1 protein-coding gene is annotated in these 613 nt (G+C 74.6%); it reads left to right on the forward strand.

What is annotated here, in order from left to right; translation table 11 throughout:
* Positions 1–51 precede the first annotated feature (51 nt).
* Positions 52–516, forward strand: coding sequence for a hypothetical protein (locus amrb99_RS49595; protein WP_190869052.1), 465 nt, complete (start codon positions 52–54; stop codon positions 514–516).
* Positions 517–613: the final 97 nt, after the last annotated feature.

The following is a 613-nucleotide window of genomic DNA, read 5'->3' on the forward strand; positions in this document are numbered from 1 at the left end:
TGCTCACACCAGGGACCCCGGGGCCTTGATCGGACAGTGGAGGTCCGACCCATGCGCAGCGTAGAGGACGAAGCACGGCAAGCGATCGAGAAGGCAGAGAGAGCGCTTGCACTGGAGGTTGCCGCCGCGGCTCCCGTCCGGCGAGTCGTTCAAGACCTGGCAGCCATCGGCCGCCGGTACGGGCGTCCGGTCGTCGCGTGGTACGGGCTGCGCACGGGCACGTGGCGCGCGATGGTAGACGGCTGCGTGCTGGTGTCCGGCGAGAACCCGAACCGGCTCCGCGACGCCGTGCAGCACGAACTCGACGCGATGGGACAGCGCCCGCCCGCCGCGCCGCCGCGTAGCGCGCCGCCCGCCCGGACGACGCCACGCCCGCCGCTCCTGGCCCGAGACCCGAAGCCTGACCCGTGGGCCGAGCGGACAATCGCAGGGCTCCCCCGGCACCGCTCGCGCCGCAGCGGCGGGCACCTGCTGCGCACGCTGTTCACCGGCGGCCGGTCGGCGGCAGCGGCGTGACCGAGGTCCCGAACGTCGTCCTCGCCGGTCCTCGCTCCCTGCGGTCCGCCGTAATCGAGATCGGGGCGCGCGTCGGCGCTTGCGACCCGGCGCGCCC

Origin of the sequence: Actinomadura sp. RB99 (genome assembly GCF_014706005.1) — a bacterium.
Lineage (GTDB): Bacteria > Actinomycetota > Actinomycetes > Streptosporangiales > Streptosporangiaceae > Spirillospora.

Excerpts from the sequence above, each read along its gene's own strand:
- amrb99_RS49595 (WP_190869052.1), top strand. The coding sequence starts at position 52 with ATGCGCAGCGTAGAGGACGAAGCACGGCAAGCGATCGAGAAGGCAGAG.